This window comes from Variovorax sp. GW821-FHT09D05, assembly GCF_059416325.1.
Genome location: NZ_JBWKOZ010000004.1, coordinates 505,578 through 521,170, shown reverse-complemented (window position 1 = coordinate 521,170; position 15,593 = coordinate 505,578). Strand labels below are relative to the sequence as shown.

The following is a 15,593-nucleotide window of genomic DNA, read 5'->3' as shown; positions in this document are numbered from 1 at the left end:
TCGTAGACAAGAGTTTCTTAATCCGGCCTGAAATCGGCCTGAAACCTTGCCCAGCCTCCGAAAAACAGGCCCGTCAGTGCAACATGACCCTGGCCGCCGTCGCCAGGAAGTGCGCCAGCGGCGGCGTTTGCAGCCCTTGCGCCTTCGCCTCTTCGTCCCAGAGCCGCAGCCGCACGGCGTCGCCCGACCAGCGGTGCGTGGCAAAGCGCTGCGCCGCTTCCGCGTCCATCACGCCGCCTTGCAGGGCCAGGCTGCGCACCGAATCGGGCGAGAGCTTCGAGAAATAGTCGGGCCGCGTCGTGCACAGGTAGCGCTTGGCGTCCACATGCAGGCGGATCGGCTCGCGCACTTCGATGTCGAAGGCGCCGCGCAGCAAGGGCAGTGCGATGTATTGATGGCGGTCGTCGATGCCCAGTTGGGTAGGAGACTGCGATAGCGTCTGGTGCTCGGCGATCAGCAGGTGGCCCAGGTCATGCAGCAGCGCGGCGGTGACCAGTGAATCGCTCGCACCGGCCTGTTCCGCGAGCCAGGCGCATTGCAGCGCGTGTTCCAGCTGGGACACGGGCTCACCCGCGTACGCGACTCCACCGCGTTCAGCGAACAGGCGGGCGATCTCGGCAAGGTCGAGTGTCATGAAAGCGAAGCGAAAACACAGGGAATAACTCCGGCAGCTTGACGCGACGCAATGACATGCGGATGACGAAGCCGCCGCGACATCGCCGGCCTAGGGTGTATTTATGGGTATTTGGGTGTTTCTGGGGCATCTGACAAATTCTTGTCACATGCCGGTGCCAGCATCGCCCGCATCGCTGAACGGCACTTGCGTACTTTCGCTTGCCTGCCCGTGTGTCCCGCATCGCGTCCTTTCTACTTTTCCCAAGAGAACCTCCACCATGCTGCATCGTCAACTCCGCTGGGCCTTCGTGCCGGCCGCCCTGTTCTCGCTGGCTTTTGCCGCATCGGCCCAGGGCCGCACCGAGCTGCTGGTCTACACCGCGCTCGAAGCCGACCAGGTGCAGGCCTACAAGGCCGCATTCGAAAAGGAGAACCCGAGCATCGAGCTGAAGTTCGTGCGCGACTCGACCGGTATCGTCACCGCCAAGCTGCTGGCCGAAAAGGCCAACCCGCAGGCCGACGTGGTGTGGGGCCTGGCCGCCACCTCGCTGATGCTGCTCGACAAGGAAGGCATGCTCCAGCCTTACGCGCCCAAGGGCCTCGACGCCATCAAGCCGACCATGCGCGATGCGGCCAACCCGCCCAAGTGGGTCGGCATGGACGTGTGGTCCTCGGCCATCTGCTTCAACACCGCCGAAGCGCAGAAGAAGAACCTGCCCAAGCCCACCAGCTGGGCCGACCTGACCAACCCGGTCTACAAGGGCCAGATCACCATGCCCAACCCGGCCGCCTCGGGCACCGGCTACCTGATGGTGTCCGGCTGGATCCAGATGATGGGTGAAGAAAAGGCGTGGAAATACATGGACGCGCTGCACCAGAACATCGGCATCTACAGCCAGTCGGGCAGCAAGCCCTGCCGCCAGGCCGGCGCCGGTGAGTTCGCGCTCGGCATGTCCTTCGAATACCGCGCCAACAAGACCAAGCGCGACGGCGCTCCCATCGACATCGTGCTGCCGAAGGAAGGCCTGGGCTGGGACATGGAAGCCACCGGCATCATGAAGACCAGCAAGAAGCAGGACGCCGCCAAGGCGTTGGCCGACTGGGCCGTGACCAAGCAGGCCAACGAGTTGTATGCCAAGAACTTCGCGGTGCTCGCGCTGCCGGGCATCCAGGAAAAGCTCGAATTCGTGCCGGGCGACGTCGAGAAGCTGCTCGCCAAGAACGACTTCAACTGGGCGGCAGCCAACCGCGACCGCATCCTGACGGAATGGTCGAAGCGCTACGAGTCCAAGTCGGAAAAGAAGCCGCTTTGATCCTGTCGTTGAAGCCAAGCGGTACCCGGTCATGACGAGCAGCAGCTTTCTTTCCCTTCGCGACATCGGCAAGTCCTTTGGCGCCACACGCGTGCTCGACGGCATCGATCTCGACATCGAGCCCGGCGAGTTCGTGTGCCTGCTCGGCCCCTCGGGCTGCGGCAAGACCACGCTGCTGCGCATCGTCTGCGGCATCGAGCGCGCCGACAGCGGCCAGATCCTGCTCGGCGGCCAGGACATCGCGGGCCTGCCGCCCGCGGCGCGCGGATTCGGCGTGGTGTTCCAGTCGTACGCACTGTTTCCCAACCTGACGGCCGCGCAGAACATCGCCTACGGCCTGCACCCCACGGGCGCACTGGCCCGCGAGATGGCCAAGCGCTCGCGCGAGATGCTCGACCTCGTCGGCCTGGCCGCGCATGCCGACAAATACCCCGTCCAGCTCTCGGGCGGACAGCAGCAGCGCATTGCACTGGCGCGTGCGCTTGCGCCCAACCCGCGCCTGCTGCTGCTCGACGAGCCGCTCTCCGCGCTCGACGCGCAGGTGCGCGCCAGCCTGCGCAGCGAAATCCGCGCGCTGCAGAAGCGCCTGGGCATCGTCACCATCATGGTCACGCACGACCAGGAAGAAGCCCTCTCGATGGCCGACCGCGTGGTGCTGATGCACAACGGCCGCATCGAGCAGGCGGGCACGCCCGACGAGTTGTACCGCCAGCCGCGTACCCGCTTCGTGGCGGGCTTCGTGGGCCGCATGAACATGCTGCCGGCCACCGTGCTGGCCGACGGCAAGGTGCGCGTGCGCGACAGCGAGCTGTTCTGCGCACCCGGCAGCCTCAGCGTCGGTTCGCAGGCAACCGTGGGCATCCGGCCCGAGCACGTGGTCGTGAAGCGCTTCGGCACCGAGCTCGGCGCCAACAGCTTTGCGGCACGCCTGCTCGACACCGAGTTCTTCGGCAACCGCACTTCGGCCCGTCTGGCCTGCGAGCCGCTGGGCATCGAGATCGAGGCCGAGTTGCCCGCCGATGCGCGCGGCGGCGGCAGCGATCCGCTGGTGCCTAGCAGCATGGTGCATATCCAGCTGCCCCTGAACGCGCTGTCGGTCCTGGCGAACTGAGCATGAGCAGTTCTCCCGACGCCATCGCCGTTGTGCCGGTGGTGGTGGCGCGTGGCAGCGCATTCGACCGCGAGCGCTGGCTGACGGGCGCGGCCGTGTTGCTGGTCGTGCTGCTGCTGGTGGTGATCGTCGCGTTGCCGGTCGGCGCATTGGTCGGCCAGAGCTTCTTCGACCACGCGGGCGCGTTCGTGGGCCTTGCCAACTTCGCGCGCTACCTCGACAACCCGGCGCTGGTGCAGTCGGCCTTCAACAGCCTGGGGCTCGCGGCCCTCAGCGCCGTGATCTGCACGGGCATCGCCTACGTGTACGCCTACGGGCTCACGCTGTCGTGCATGCCGGCCAAGGGCCTGCTGCGCGCGGTGGCGCTGGTGCCGCTGCTGGCACCTTCGCTGCTGCCCGCGATCAGCCTCGTCTACCTGTTCGGCAACCAGGGCCTGTTCAAGGGGCTGCTGGGCAGCGCGTCCATTTACGGCCCGCTGGGCATCGTGCTCGGCTCGGTGTTCTGGACGCTGCCGCATGCGCTGCTGATCCTCACCACCGCCATGGCCACTTCCGACGGCCGGCTCTACGAGGCCGCGCAGACGCTGGGCGCCTCGCGCTGGCGCATCTTCCGCACGGTGACGCTGCCGGCCTCGCGCTACGGCCTCATCGTGGCCGCGATGGTGGTGTTCGTGCTGGTCATCACCGACTTCGGCGTGCCGAAGGTGGTGGGCGGGCAGACCGGCGTGCTCGCGACCGACATCTACAAGCAGGTGGTCGGGCAGCAGAACTTCCAGATGGGCGCGGTGGTCGGCCTCGTGCTGCTGATTCCGGCGGTGCTGTCGTTCCTGGTCGAGCGCCACGTGCGCAGCAAGCAGGCGGCGGCGCTGTCGGCGCGTGCCACGCCCTATCAGCCCGAGCCCGTGAAGGTGCGCGACCGTGCACTGCTGGCCTTCTGCGTGCTCACGGCCTGCGGCATCTTCGTGATGATCGGCATGGCGGTGTTCGCCTCGCTGGCCACCTTCTGGCCCTACAACCTCGTGCCGTCGTTCAAGAACTACGACTTCAGCAACATGGACGGGGGCGGCTGGGGCAGCTACTTCAACTCGCTGCGGCTGGCCGTGTGCGCGGCAGTGGCGGGTGCATTCATCACCTTCATCTCGGCCTATTTCGTCGAGAAGCCGCGCCACTTCGGCCTGCTGCGCGAACTGCTGAACCTGCTGGCCAACCTGCCGCTCGCGGTGCCAGGGCTGGTGCTTGGTGTGGGCTACATCTTCTTCTTCATCTCGCCTTCGAACCCGCTGCGTGCCATCTACGGCAGCATGACCATCCTCGTGGTGTGCACGGTGGCGCACTTCTTCTCGGTGGCGCACCTGACTTCGCTCACGGCGCTGCGCCAGCTCGACCGCGAATACGAGCTGGTGTCCGAGTCGATGGGCGTGCCGTTCTGGCGCACGCTGTGGCGCGTGCACCTGCCGGTGGCGCTGCCGACCGTGCTGAACGTGGGCGGCTATTTCTTCGTCAACGCGATGACGACAGTGTCGGCCGTCGTGTTCCTCTACTCGCCGCAGACCACGCTCGCAGCCATCGCCGTGCTCAACATGGACGACGCCGGCGACGTCGCGCCCGCCGCCGCCATGGCTTCGCTGATCATGCTCACTGCCGCCATCGGCCGAGGCGTGTTCGCGCTGGCCGGGCAGTGGGCGCTCAAGCGCACCCAGGCCTGGAGACAACGGTGATCGCTGCCCCCGCACACGACCCCGACAGCTTCGATCTCATCGTGGTCGGTGCCGGCATCGTCGGCCTGGCCCACGCCTACAGCGCCGTGCAGCGCGGCCTCAAGGTCTGCGTAGTCGAGCGCGACGCAGCCTGCATCGGCGCCTCGATCCGCAACTTCGGCTTCATCACCATCACCGGCCAGGCGCCGGGCGACATGTGGCGCCGCGCGATGCATTCCCGCGGTGTGTGGAACGAGGTCGCACCGCAGGCCGGCATCGAGGTCGTGCACCGCAACCTCTGGCTCGCGGCCTATCGCCCCGAGGCGCACGACGTGCTCGAAGCCTTCATGCACACGCCGATGGGCAAGGGCTGCGAACTGCTCGACGCCGCCGATGCGCAGGCCAAGGCCCCAGCGCTGAGCCTGGCGGGTGCGCGCTCGGTGCTTTTCAGCCCGCACGAACTGCGCGTCGAATCGCGCACCGCCATCGGCCTGCTGACCAAATGGTTGGCCGAGGCGCACGGCGTGACCTTCCGTTTCAGCGAAGCCGTGCTCGAAGTCGAAACGCCCCGCGTACGTACCTCGCTCGGCACGCTGCATGCCGAGCGGGTGGTGGTCTGCACCAATACCGATCTGCACGGCCTGTTCGCCGACCGCATTGCCGCGCACGACCTCACGCTGTGCCGCCTGCAGATGCTGCGCGTGAAGCCCGAGGCGGGCTTCCGTCTGCCCGGCTCGGTAATGTCGGACCTGAGCCTTGTGCGCTACGAGGGCTACAGCACGCTGCCAGAGGCCGCCGCGTTGCGCGCGCGCCTGCAGCAGGAAGAGGCCGCATCGCTCGCTCACGGCATCCACCTGATCGTGGTGCAGAGCGCCGACGGCTCGCTGGTGGTCGGCGACTCGCACCACTACGCCGACGCACCCGAGCCCTTCGCAATGGAGGAGGTCGACCAGCTCATCCTGCGCCACCTGCGCCGCACGCTGAACCTCGAGGCCGCGCAGGTCACCGAGCGCTGGACCGGCGTGTACCCCTCATCGAAGACTACGCCCTGCGTGATCGACGCGCCCGACGACGCCACGCGCGTGGTGCTGGTCACCAGCGGCAGCGGCGCGAGCACCGGTTTCGGCATCGCGCAAGACGTCTTCAACGCCTGGTGATGGCTGCAGGGCCGTTGCCTTCCTTCCGAACCTCTTCATCTCAGCCGCCATGAACGCCCACAACCACTCCCAGCTCCAGGCCGTCGTCTTCGACTGGGCCGGCACCATCCTCGATTTCGGTTCCTGCGCACCCATGGGCGCCTTCGTGAAACTGTTCGAGCAGTTCGGCATAGACATCACCATCGCCGAGGCGCGCGGACCGATGGGCGTGGCCAAGTGGGATCACATCAAGGCGCTGGGCACGCTGCCGCGCATCAATGCCCAGTGGGAAGCAAAGCACGGCCATGCGTTCAACGACGCCGATGCCGACAAGCTGTATGAAATCTTCACGCCCATGAACGCAGCCAGCGCACGCGACCATGCCGACTTCATTCCGGGCGCGCTTGAGGCCGTCGGCGTGCTGCGCCAGCGCGGCCTGAAGATCGGCTCGACCACCGGCTACAACCGCCCGATCATGGAAGTGGTCGTGCCCATCGCCGCGGCCGGCGGTTATGCGCCCGACAACCTCGTGTGCGGCGGCGACCTCGCCGAAGGCCGCCCGTCGCCGCTCATGATGTACCGCTGCTTCGCCGACCTCGGTGTGTGGCCGCCGCACACCGTGGTGAAGGTCGACGACACCGGCGTTGGCCTGCAGGAAGGCCTCAATGCGGGAACCTGGGCCGTGGGCGTGGCTGTCAGCGGCAACGTGAACGGTCTCACGCTGGCCGAATGGCAGGCGCTCGATGAAGGCCAGCAGCAAGAGCGCCGCGCACGCGCCACCGCCGAACTCGACGCGGCCGGCGCGCATTACGTGATCGACAGCGTGGCCGACCTGCCGCAGGTGCTGGAAGACATCGAACGCCGACTGCAGCGCGGCGAGCGGCCTGTCGTCGCCTGACCTGTAGCCAGAAGCGGCAGCGTCCGACTTGACGCACGCCTTCGCGGGCATAGCATGCCCGCCATGATGAGAAGCACAAGCCTTGTTCTTCTTCTGTTCTGCGTGGGCCTGCTGACGGCCGCGTGCGACGACAGGCCGAAGCCGGGTGGCCCCATGCCGAAGGCTTCGATGAGCTTTGTCGCCACACCCGCGCCATTCGCACACTGAGCCAATGCCGAGCCTGAAGGTGGTTTGACACCACCGGGCTCTGCGCGTGCCTCGCGTTTCTGCGTCACGGGGTATCCTCGTCGCGGAGACAAAAATGAAGACAAACGAGACAACCACCCATCAGGCGGATTCACGCTACGCCATGGTGCGCCTGGGCCTTACGCTGCTGGTCATGACGGTCGGCAGCAGCGGCATGTACGTGGTGTCGGTGATGCTGCCCGCGGTGCAGGCCGAGTTCGGCGTCGCGCGTGCCGACGCCTCGCTGCCCTACACGCTGCTGATGCTGGGCTTCGGCTTCGGCGGCGTGCTGATGGGCAAGCTGGCCGATCGTGTCGGCGTGATGCGGCCGCTGCTGATGGGCTCCGTCTTTCTCGGCGCGGGGTACATCGCGACTGGCCTCTCGGGCGGCATCGTGTCCTTCACCATCGCGCAGGCATTGTTGGTCGGCCTGCTCGGCAGCTCGGTGGCTTTTGCGCCGCTGGTGGCCGACACCTCGCTGTGGTTCGTCAAGCGGCGCGGCATCGCGGTGGCGGTGTGCGCGAGCGGCAACTACCTTGCGGGCGCGGTGTGGCCACCGATCGCGCAGCACTTCGTCGAAACGGTGGGCTGGCGCCAGACCTACATCGGCATGGGCATCTTCTGCGGGCTGACGATGGCGCTGCTTGCCCTGTTCTTCCGCGCGCGGCCGCCTGCGCTGGCTGATGCACCGCCCGCCAACGCTTCGAACAGGGCCGCGGTGCGCGACATGAAGCGGCCTTTCGGCCTGAGCATGGGTGCGGCACAGAGCCTGTTGTGCGTGGCCGGCGTGGCCTGCTGCGTGGCGATGGCAATGCCGCAAGTGCACATCGTGGCCTACTGCGGCGACCTGGGCTACGGGCCGGCGCAGGGCGCGATGATGCTGTCGCTGATGCTGGGCTTCGGCATCGTGAGCCGGCTGGTGTCGGGCGCCATCTGCGACCGCATCGGCGGGCTGCGCACGCTGCTGCTTGGCGGCTTGCTGCAGTGCGTGGCGCTGCTGCTGTTTTTGCCCTTCGACGGGCTGGTGCCGCTCTACGTGATCTCGGCGCTGTTCGGGCTGTTCCAGGGCGGCATCGTGCCGTCGTACGCAATCATCGTGCGCGAGCACTTTCCGCCGAAGGAGGCGGGCGCGCGCGTGGGCACGGTGCTGATGTTCACGCTGTTCGGCATGGCGCTGGGCGGGTGGATGTCGGGCAAGGTGTTCGACCTCACGGGCAGCTACCACGCGGCCTTTCTGAACGGCATCGGCTGGAACCTGGTGAACGTGAGCATCGCGGCTTTCCTGCTGTTCAGGACGCTTCGGCAGCCAGCCGGCCGAGTGTCTGCATCGCCTGCTCGCTGAGCGTGCTCCACGGGTGGCCGTAGTTCAGCCGCAGGCAGTTGGTGAAGGCGCGCGTGGCCGAGAAGATCGGCCCGGGCGCGACGCTGATGCCGAGCTCCAGCGCCTTGCGGTGAATCTCCAGCGCGTTCGCGCGCGCCGGCAGCTCGACCCACAGAAAGTAGCCGCCCAGCGGCCGCGTCGCGCGCGTGCCCGGCGGAAAGTAATGGCCCACGGCCTGCGCGAAGGTGGCCTGCTGCATCGCCAGCGTCTGCCGCAGCTTGCGCAAATGCTTGTCGAGCCCGCCTTTTTCGAGATAGCCAGCTAGCGCCAGCTGCGCGGGCGCCGAGGTGCTGAGCGTGGTCGTGAGCTTCTGCCGCGCGACCTTGCGCGCGAAGCGGCCAGCCGAGGTCCAGCCGATGCGATAGCCGGGTGCGAGGCACTTCGAGAACGACGAGCAGTGCAGCACCAGCCCCTGTGTGTCGAAGGCCTTGGCTGGCGCGGGACGCCGCTCGCCGAAGTAGAGCTCGGCATACACGTCGTCCTCGATCAGCGGCAGTTCGTGCCGCGCGAGCAGCTCCACCAGCGCCTTCTTCTTTGCATCGGGCATCAGGCTGCCCAGCGGGTTCTGGAAGGTGGTCATTAGCCAGCACGCGGTGGGCTTGTGTGCCGCGATGGCCAGCTCCAGCGCTTCGAGGTCGATGCCTTCGCCCGGATGCGTCGGCACCTCGATGGCCTGCAGGCCCATGCGCTCCAACGCCTGCAGCGCCGCGTAGAAGGTGGGCGACTCGACGATCACCGCGTCGCCCGGCCGCGTGACCGCCGCGAGGCAGAGGTTGAGCGCTTCGAGCGCGCCGTTGGTAATGACGATTTCGTCTGCCGGCACCCGCATGCCGTCGGCCAGGTAGCGCAGCGCGATCTGCCGGCGCAGCGCCGCGCTGCCTGGCGTGAGGTCGTCCACCGTGCTCCATGGGTCGAGCGACTTGGCGCTGGCGGCCATGAACTGCCCGAGCCGCGCCAGCGGAAACAGCAAGGGGCTCGGAAAGGCCGAGCCGAAGGGCACGACCTTGCGCGACATGCTGGCCTCGAGGATGTCGAACACCTTGTCGCTCACGTCGAGCGACAGCGGCCCGTCTGCCGGGCGCGAGGTGTGGGTGGATTCGGGCGGCGCATCGCGCAGGCCGCCGCCAGTCACGTAGTAGCCCGAGCGGTCGCGTGCGCGCACGAGGCCGCGCGCCTCCAGCAGGTAGTAGGCCTGGAACACGGTCGATGCGCTGACCCCGCGGCTCTGCCCGGTGTGGCGCACGGAGGGCAGGCGGTCGCCGGTCTTCAGGGTGCCGTTGCGGATCGAGGCCTCGATGTCTGCGGCCAGGGCTTCATATCGCTTCATCGTGGGGTGTTCTTCATTCGGCAGCACTTTATCTGCACCGGTCAATTGGTGCGGATCTGCATCTGTTTTTTCTGGCCCGACTGGGCCACACTCGACCCCATGTCGAATCTCATGCGCGCGGTGCGCGCCGTTCTCTGGAGTTTCATCGGGCTGGGTGGCCGCCGCGCCGACGCTGACAAGCGGACTGCGCAAGTCGGCATCCTGCCGCTGATCGGCGTGGCATTCGTGATGGTGCTGCTGCTGATAGCGGGGCTGCTGGCGCTGGCGCACTACGCTGCCGGTACATGAAGCTGCACATTCGCCTCGTCGTTGCCGGGCTGCTGCTCGCCGTGCAGGGCATGGCGGGCGCCGCGACGCCGGCCACGGTGCCCGACACCATCGAGCAGCGCGTGGCCGCCTGTATCGCCTGCCACGGCCGCGAGGGCGCGACCACCAACGCGGGCTACTTTCCGCGGCTGGCGGGCAAGCCGGCCGGCTACCTGTTCAACCAGCTCGTGAGCTTCAGGGACGGGCGGCGCTTCAACAGCGACATGGCGTACATGGTGCAGCACCTGTCGGATGCATACCTGCGCGAGATGGCCGAGTACTTTGCCGGGCTGCAGCTGCCTTATCCGCCGATTTCCCCTACCAGCGACGCACCGCCCGAACAGCTTCAGCGCGGCCGCCAGCTCGTGCGTGAAGGCGATGCGGCGCGCGGCATACCCGCCTGCGTGCAGTGCCACGGCGCGGCGCTCACGGGCGTGCAGCCGGCCATTCCGGGGCTGCTGGGGCTGCCGCGGCTCTATGTGTCGTCGCAGCTCGGCGCATGGCTCACGAACGAGCGGCATGCGCTGCCGCCCGACTGCATGGCCGACGTCGGCCGGCGCATGAGCACCGCCGACATCAACGCCGTTGCGAGCTGGCTTGCCGTGCAGCCGATGCCGGCCGACACGAAGCCCGCGGCCTCGCTGCCCGCGCCGCTGCCGGTGACTTGCGGCGGCATGCCGAAGTGACGGAGCAGCGCCCATGAAACTCCGACACCTGGCCTGGACGCTGCTGGCGCTGATCGTGCTCGGCGCAGCCGCCGCCGGCGGCATCGTGGCCATGAACCTGCGCGGCGAAGACCCGCTGCCCGTGCAAGCCGAAGCCTTCGCCGCCACGCCGCAACTGGTCGAGCGCGGACGCTACCTCGCGCTGGCCGGCAACTGCGCGGGCTGCCACACCACGCGCGGCGGCCAGCCCTATGCGGGCGGCCTGCCGATCGAAACGCCCTTCGGCACCATCTATTCGAGCAACCTCACGCCCGACGACAAGGCCGGCATCGGCGGCTGGAGCAGCGCGCACTTCTGGCGCGCGATGCACAACGGCCGCAGCAAGGACGGGCGGCTGCTGTACCCGGCGTTTCCGTACCCCAATTTCACGCAGGTGACGCGCGAGGATTCGGACGCGATCTACGCCTATCTGCGCAGCGTGCCGCCCGCAGCCGAGCCCAACAAGGCGCACCGGCTGCGCTTCCCCTACGATACGCAGGCGGCACTGGCCGTGTGGCGCGTGCTGTCGTTCAAGCCCGAGCCCTTCGTGGCCAATGCCGGCAAGCCGGCCGAATGGAACCGGGGTGCCTACCTGGTCAACGGTTTGGGCCATTGCATCGCCTGCCACGGCAGTCGCAATTCGCTGGGTGCGACCGAAACCAGGCTGGGCCTTTCGGGCGGCCTCATCGCCGTCGAGAACTGGTACGCACCTTCGCTCAACGATCCGCATGAAGCCGGCGTGGCCGACTGGCCCGCGGCCGACGTGGTGGCGCTGCTCAAGAGCGGTGTCGCACCGCGCGGCTCGGTCATGGGCCCGATGGCCGATGTGGTGTTCCGCAGCACGCAGTACTTGAGCGAAGCCGACCTGACGGCCATGGCGAGCTATCTGAAGGACCTGCCTGATGCGCCGAAGCCCGAGTCTGACGCCGTTGTCGCGAAGGCCCCCATCCGCCGCGATGCCGGCACCATGACGCGCGGCGCGAAGATCTACGACCAGCGCTGTGCCTACTGCCACGGCGACCAGGGGCAGGGCGCGGCGGGCGCCTACCCGCCGCTCGCGGGCAACCGCGCAGTCAACATGGCGCGGCCCACCAACCTGATCCAGGTGATCGCACACGGCGGCTTCCTGCCCTCGACCCCCGGCAATCCGCGACCCTACGGCATGCCGCCGTTCGGCCAGACGCTGGATGCGGCCGAGGTCGCGGCCGTGCTCACCTACGTGCGCGGTTCGTGGGGCAACGACGGCGCGCCCGTCACGCAGCTGGACACCATGCGCCGCTGAGCGGCGCCCGCATCCGCTTCAGATGTTCGTGCTCGAAGGAATGCGGCTCGGCAGCAGGTGCTCGTAAGGCCGCGCCCGCGTGGTGTTGCGCTGGCGGATGGTGGCCTCGATGCCGACGAGAGCGTTGCGAAAGCGCTCCAGCGGCCCGCCTTGCCCGGCGATGGCCGGGTCCAGCAGCACCGGTAGGTGCGGAAAGACGTTGTCCTTGTACTCGCCCAGCGGCCGGTAGTACACGCCGCCGAGGATGTGAAACAGCAGAATCTGCTCCTGCGCCGCCAGCCGCGAAGGCAGCATCTGCGACCAGCTTGCTTCGTTCTGACCCGCGTTGCTTGTCGGCGCCGGCACACCGCCCGCGCCAGCGCTGAAGGGCGCATAGGTCATCACCGAGTACTGTGGGAAGTTCACCGCCGCATGCTGCGCGCTGGCGTTGAAGATGAACGCGGTCAGCACGTCGATGAGCTGCGCGCGCGTGGTGATCGGCCGGAAGCCGTGCACCTTGCCGCTGGTCGCGAGCTCGGTGGCCCAGGCCTTGAGCTCGTAGTCGCCGGTGACATCGGCGTCGCTCAGGTAGTAGGTGGCCACGTAGTCGCCGACCCATTGCGCGATGGCGTTCCAAACCAGCAGCGCGTCGTCGCGGTACGGGTAGTCGGGCAGCGCCGCCGTGTCGTCCACGCCGCGCGTGCGCAGGTCGTTGGGCAGCATCATGCGGTCGTAGAAGTCGTAGGCCAGCCGGTCACGGCCGCACTCGCGCTGCAGCGTATCGATGGGCGCGGTGAGGATCACGTCGCCCGTGGTCAGCGGCGCCATGATGATCAGCGTCGCGAACTCGTTGATGAACATCGCGCCCTCCAGGTGCGGCGACAGCAGCCGGCTCAGCGGATGCGCGGTCGCGAACTGGCGCTGCGTGGCCATCGCGAAGGCCTCCGACATCAGGTGCGTGCGGCCCAGGTGCACGAACATCTCGTGGTAGTTGAAGTCCGCCACCTGCACCGCGGTCTTTGCCGATTGCCATGCCCAGTAGGCCTCGGCGTTGGCGGTGTCGTCCACGCGAAGGAAGATCGGGCTCAGAGTCGGGTCTTGTCCGCACTGGATTGCGACCGGCACCAGCGAGCGGCCGGTCTTGGGTCGGGCGAACAGTGCAATGGGCATGTGGATGTAGGCAGTGCCGGTGAGCGGCTTGACCTGCGGGCCTGCCGGCGCCATGTCGCCCAGGCCTTCGTAGTCGAGCAGGTAGAGCCGGCCGGAGGCGGCCGCATCGGCGAGGCTGTCGCCGGCGCCCATCACCTGCCGGTACTGCGCGTCGCTCAGCGGAAACTTCGCCGGCAGCGCCGTCGCGCGCTGGATCAGCATCGGGTTGGGCCCGGACACGCGCATGGCCGCGAACAGGTCGTTGTCGTGCAGCAGCTGCGAGATGGCCGGCTTTTCGATGGTGACGAACAGCGCGTCGTACTGCGCTACCGTCTTCGGCCCGTTCAGCGCACCCAGCGGGCCTTGCGACAGCAGGTCGTGGTGTATCTGCTTGAGCTGCGTGGCGATGTCGCCCGCCGTGCCGGTGAGCGTGCCCAGCAGGCTCAGCACCGTGGCCGGCAGCGTCGCCAGCCCGCCGTTGGCGGCCAGCAGCTGATCGAAGCTGGCCTGCAGGCCAGCCAGGCGCGTGCGCAGGTTGTCGAGCGACTGCAGGCTGCCCGAGGCCAGCGCGCTGGTGGCGAACGAGGCCGCGAAATTGGTAACGGCTTCCAGCGCCTTCGCAATGGTCTTGAGCTGGTGTTCGAGCGCCGGCAGTTCGCCCGGAGGCACCACCGCGCCCATCGGCACGCCGGCCAGGTTGATGTGCGATTCGGTCCAGAGGTAAGTCGTCTGCCGCCCCACCAGTTCGAGCCGCCGCAGCGTGGCGCTGATCGGGTCGATCTTCTGCGGCAGCGTGGGCTTGAGCACCGGCAGGGCGGCCGATGCGGTGGATGGTTTGCCGGCCAGCAGACCCAGGCCGCCCGCCGAGGCGGACCATTTGAGGATGTCTCTGCGCTTCATCGGGGAGTTCCCTGTTGTTGTGAATCTTGGGAAGGCCGATGGCGTGCTCGGCCACTGAATAGAACGGTCGTTCTATTCAGTGGGCGGATTCTGCGGAGGGGCTCTGGCGTTGGCAATAAGGGTTGGTGCCTAGGGCTCGAAGGCACTCAACCGGCGCTGCCGGGGAGCTCAGGCCGTGTGCGGGTGCCGCGCGCCGTCGTAGAGCGTGCGTGCAAGGTCGCGATGCCTTGCCAGCAGCGGAGCCAGCTCCAGCCCGGTAAAGCCGCCGTCGCGGATGCGGACCGCCCCGTTGATCACGCTCAGCGACACCGTCCCCGGCGTGCAGAACACCAGCGCCGCCACCGGGTCGTGCCCCGCGCCCGCATGCGCCACCCCGCGCATGTCGAAGGCCACGATGTCCGCCGACATGCCGGGCGCGATGGCGCCGATGTCGTCACGGCCCAGCACCTGCGCGCCGCCCAGCGTGGCGATTTCCAGCGCCTCGCGTGCCGTCATCGCCGCCGGGCCGTAGCCCACGCGCTGCAGCAGCATGGCCTGCCGTGCTTCGCCCAGCATGTGCGCGCCGTCGTTCGACGCGCTGCCGTCCACGCCCAGCCCCACGGGCACGCCCGCGCGGCGCATTGCGCCGATGGGCGCGATGCCCGAGGCCAGCCGCATGTTGGAGCAGGGGCAGTGCGCCACGCCGGTGCCGGTGCGGCCGAACAGCGCGATGCCGGCCTCGTCGAGCTTCACGCAGTGCGCGTGCCACACGTCGCGGCCGACCCAGCCCAGGTCTTCGGCGTACTCGGCCGGCGTCATGCCGAACTTCTCGCGCGAATAGGCCACGTCGTTGTCGTTCTCGGCCAGGTGCGTGTGCAGCGACACGCCGCGCTCACGCGCCAGCTCGGCCGAAAGCCGCATCAGGTCGCGCGACACCGAGAACGGCGAACACGGCGCGAGCACGATGCGGCGCATCGAATGGCGCGACGCGTCGTGCCAGCGGCCGATGAGCCGCTCGCTGTCGCGCAGGATGGCTTCTTCGGTCTCTACCACCTCGTCGGGCGGCAGGCCGCCGGCGCTGCGGCCCACGCTCATGCTGCCGCGCGCCGCGTGGAAGCGCATGCCCATGGCGTCGGCCGCCTCGATCGAATCGTCGAGTTTCGAGCCGTTGGGAAACAGGTAGAGATGGTCGCTGGTGGTGGTGCAGCCGGAGAGCATCAGCTCGGCCATCGCGGTCTGCGTCGACACGCGGATCATCTCGGGCGTGAGGCGCGCCCACAGCAGGTACAGGTTGGTGAGCCAGCCGAAGAGCTCGGCGTCTTGCGCCTCGGGCACGGCGCGCGTGAGGCTCTGGTACATGTGGTGGTGCGTGTTGACCAGGCCCGGCATCACCACATGGCCGTGCATGTCGATGGCCTCGGCCTGGCCGTTGCGCAGAGCGTCGTGATACGCGATGGGAAGGTCGGCCGTGGGGCCTGCCCAGGCCACCGCGGGCCCGTCGCACACCACGGCGCCGTCGGCGATCTCGCGCCGGGCGGCGTCCATGGTGAGCAGAACGTCGGCATGTCGAAGAATCATCAGCATGCCGGCA

13 protein-coding genes are annotated in these 15,593 nt (G+C 68.1%); 9 read left to right on the top strand and 4 right to left on the bottom strand.

What is annotated here, in order from left to right:
* Nucleotides 1–73 precede the first annotated feature (73 nt).
* Nucleotides 74–634 carry a phosphonate degradation HD-domain oxygenase gene (locus AC07O3_RS13675; protein ID WP_093172638.1) on the bottom strand — a complete coding sequence of 187 codons (561 nt, stop codon included), beginning with the start codon at nt 632–634 and terminating at the stop codon, nt 74–76.
* A gap of 259 nt (nt 635–893) precedes the next feature.
* On the opposite strand from AC07O3_RS13675, the gene AC07O3_RS13670 reads away from it, so the two are divergent.
* The 6 genes from AC07O3_RS13670 to AC07O3_RS13645 all read left to right on the top strand — a co-directional run bounded on the left by AC07O3_RS13670 (nt 894) and on the right by AC07O3_RS13645 (nt 8,337).
* Complete coding sequence (locus AC07O3_RS13670) at nt 894–1,928, top strand: putative 2-aminoethylphosphonate ABC transporter substrate-binding protein (protein ID WP_093048250.1); 1,035 nt, start codon at nt 894–896, stop codon at nt 1,926–1,928.
* Nucleotides 1,929–1,959: 31 nt separating this feature from the next.
* Entirely contained in the window at nt 1,960–3,039 is a 1,080-nt protein-coding gene (locus AC07O3_RS13665; protein WP_495339550.1) for an ABC transporter ATP-binding protein, read from the top strand.
* 2 nt (nt 3,040–3,041) lie between these two features.
* The gene (locus AC07O3_RS13660) at nt 3,042–4,757 is read left to right on the top strand and encodes a putative 2-aminoethylphosphonate ABC transporter permease subunit (RefSeq protein WP_495339549.1); all 1,716 of its coding nucleotides are present in this window, start codon (nt 3,042–3,044) and stop codon (nt 4,755–4,757) included.
* Nucleotides 4,754–5,893 (top strand): TIGR03364 family FAD-dependent oxidoreductase, encoded by a 1,140-nt coding sequence (locus AC07O3_RS13655; protein ID WP_495339548.1) that lies wholly within the window; start codon nt 4,754–4,756, stop codon nt 5,891–5,893. Before AC07O3_RS13660 ends, AC07O3_RS13655 begins: the two co-directional genes overlap by 4 nt.
* A 49-nt stretch (nt 5,894–5,942) precedes the next feature.
* Nucleotides 5,943–6,770, top strand: a complete 828-nt coding sequence (phnX, locus tag AC07O3_RS13650; RefSeq protein ID WP_495339547.1) for a phosphonoacetaldehyde hydrolase — start codon at nt 5,943–5,945, stop codon at nt 6,768–6,770.
* A 301-nt stretch (nt 6,771–7,071) separates the two neighbouring features.
* Nucleotides 7,072–8,337 carry an MFS transporter gene (locus tag AC07O3_RS13645; protein ID WP_495339546.1) on the top strand — a complete coding sequence of 422 codons (1,266 nt, stop codon included), beginning with the start codon at nt 7,072–7,074 and terminating at the stop codon, nt 8,335–8,337.
* Here the strand turns inward: AC07O3_RS13645 and AC07O3_RS13640 are convergent.
* Nucleotides 8,285–9,703: an aminotransferase-like domain-containing protein gene (locus tag AC07O3_RS13640; RefSeq protein WP_495339545.1), complete on the bottom strand. Its 1,419-nt coding sequence runs from the start codon at nt 9,701–9,703 to the stop codon at nt 8,285–8,287. The genes AC07O3_RS13645 and AC07O3_RS13640 overlap by 53 nt on opposite strands.
* Before the next feature lie 99 nt (nt 9,704–9,802).
* Between AC07O3_RS13640 and AC07O3_RS13635 the strand changes: the two genes are divergently transcribed.
* The 3 genes from AC07O3_RS13635 to AC07O3_RS13625 are packed head-to-tail and all read left to right on the top strand — an operon-like array spanning nt 9,803 to nt 11,995.
* On the top strand, nt 9,803–9,991 hold the full coding sequence (locus AC07O3_RS13635; RefSeq protein WP_093050271.1) for a DUF2970 domain-containing protein: 189 nt from the start codon (nt 9,803–9,805) through the stop codon (nt 9,989–9,991).
* Nucleotides 9,988–10,695 carry a c-type cytochrome gene (locus AC07O3_RS13630; RefSeq protein ID WP_495339544.1) on the top strand — a complete coding sequence of 236 codons (708 nt, stop codon included), beginning with the start codon at nt 9,988–9,990 and terminating at the stop codon, nt 10,693–10,695. Before AC07O3_RS13635 ends, AC07O3_RS13630 begins: the two co-directional genes overlap by 4 nt.
* Nucleotides 10,696–10,708: 13 nt before the next feature.
* A complete protein-coding gene (locus tag AC07O3_RS13625; RefSeq protein ID WP_495339543.1) occupies nt 10,709–11,995 on the top strand; it encodes a c-type cytochrome in 1,287 nt (428 codons plus the stop codon).
* 18 nt (nt 11,996–12,013) lie between these two features.
* Here the strand turns inward: AC07O3_RS13625 and AC07O3_RS13620 are convergent, their stop codons facing one another.
* The gene (locus AC07O3_RS13620) at nt 12,014–14,023 is read right to left on the bottom strand and encodes a lipoxygenase family protein (RefSeq protein WP_495339542.1); all 2,010 of its coding nucleotides are present in this window, start codon (nt 14,021–14,023) and stop codon (nt 12,014–12,016) included.
* 168 nt (nt 14,024–14,191) lie between these two features.
* Complete coding sequence (locus AC07O3_RS13615) at nt 14,192–15,586, bottom strand: 8-oxoguanine deaminase (protein ID WP_495339541.1); 1,395 nt, start codon at nt 15,584–15,586, stop codon at nt 14,192–14,194.
* Between the last annotated feature and the right edge of the window lie 7 nt (nt 15,587–15,593).